General features: G+C 42.3%; 4 protein-coding genes. 3 read left to right on the plus strand and 1 reads right to left on the minus strand.

What is annotated here, in order from left to right; all coding sequences use genetic code 11:
* Positions 1 to 121, minus strand: a 121-nt coding sequence (locus ACE01T_RS17595; RefSeq protein ID WP_489752755.1) for an ACT domain-containing protein, incomplete at its 3' end; no start/stop codon positions are given.
* A 254-nt stretch (positions 122 to 375) separates the two neighbouring features.
* Between ACE01T_RS17595 and ACE01T_RS17600 the strand changes: the two genes are divergently transcribed.
* The 3 genes from ACE01T_RS17600 to ACE01T_RS17610 form a co-directional block, all read left to right on the plus strand.
* Complete coding sequence (locus tag ACE01T_RS17600; protein WP_004704299.1) at positions 376 to 696, plus strand: DMT family transporter; 321 nt, start codon at positions 376 to 378, stop codon at positions 694 to 696.
* Positions 697 to 866: 170 nt separating this feature from the next.
* Complete coding sequence (locus tag ACE01T_RS17605) at positions 867 to 1100, plus strand: hypothetical protein (RefSeq protein WP_004704298.1); 234 nt, start codon at positions 867 to 869, stop codon at positions 1098 to 1100.
* 231 nt (positions 1101 to 1331) lie between these two features.
* The coding region (locus ACE01T_RS17610) for an ACT domain-containing protein (RefSeq protein ID WP_489752756.1) at positions 1332 to 1452 on the plus strand (121 nt) is incomplete at its 3' end.

Consider the following 1452-nt stretch of genomic DNA (forward strand, 5'->3'; position numbering starts at 1 on the left):
GTGCCATTTCACTGATATAGCAGCCGTTCTGGGCAAGGCAGCCGCTGATGGCGGCAACGATGCCGGATGCAGCCGGGCAACGGATTTTTAGAATATATTGGGCTGAAGTGTGCTGCGTCATGGTCGATTTGCTCCGGTATTTAAGGCAGTCAAAACTCAGGTGCTCAAGATGGATATTCTTAAGAGTAAATTTAATTTCTTGTAAAAATTTATATAAAAACACACGCCGTTGTCCATATTTCTTGTTTAAATTCAGCTACTTTTTATGAGTATGCCTTTAGAGGTATAGGTAAAATTGGCCAGCCATCGCAGTATTAAAATCAGCCGTATGCTGAGCTGATCCGGCATAAAACTTAATTCAGGGAGTCAATACAGATGGCATGGATAGTTTTAGTTCTGGCCGGTATTTTTGAGATTATCTGGGCCTATTCCATGAAACTTTCAGCCGGTTTTAGCAAACCGATCCCCACCCTCATGACAGTGGTTTTTGTAATTTTAAGCTTTCTGCTGTTGAGCTATGCCATGCGTACGCTGCCCCTAGGCACGGCTTATACCATTTGGTCGGGCATAGGTGTGGTCGGGGCATTTTTGCTGGGCATCTTGATCTTGGGCGAGCAGGCCACCTTGATGCGTATTTTAGCCGCCGTTTTGATTACGGCTGGACTGCTATTGATGAAATTATCCGAGCTCTCCTGATCTGCAATTTGGTGCAGGCCATCAAGCAGATGCGCAGTTTTAATGCATAAAATATTCATATCAGGAATAAATACCGGATTTAGCCGGCATCAAACAGGCCAAATCGGTTATTGGCAAACTTGGCGCGGTATTTGCTTTTTATCAATTGAATTTTGTAAAAGGAGAATGCGATGAGCTATCCGGAACACTTTGTGATTAAGAAAATTCGCTTATTAACACCGACCACCTGTGAGGTGTATATGCTGAATATGAACAAAAAGTTTATGAAAGGCTGGCTGATTCGATGCAATCAGGGTCTGGTTCAGCAGTTTCATGAACAGATGAATCATTTGATGCAGTCTGCCCAGCCTTTTCAGGCATTGTTACAGCTGAAGCAGTTTCATCGGGTAGAGGTTTTATGTTAAGCCAAATCTAGCCAGCAGGAGATTAATTTCCTGCTGGTGCTTTCGCACATATTAATAAAAATCAATAATTTAAAAAACTTTCCTAAAAATAAAAAAACTTTCCTAAAGCCGTAGACGGCTGAAAAAAAATCCTATATAAATTCTCACAGAGAAAATAATTTTCCTAAAGAGAAAATTAAACATCGCATAGAAACTCATTTTAAAGATTGAGAATTTATAGGAAGCACCCCTATGCCCCAGAACGCTCCAGCCCAATATATTCTAAAAATCCGTTGCCCGGCTGCATCCGGCATCGTTGCCGCCATCAGCGGCTGCCTTGCCCAGAACGGCTGCTATATCAGTGAAATGGCAC

Origin of the sequence: Acinetobacter uliginosus, from assembly GCF_044130295.1 — a bacterium.
Classification (GTDB): domain Bacteria; phylum Pseudomonadota; class Gammaproteobacteria; order Pseudomonadales; family Moraxellaceae; genus Acinetobacter.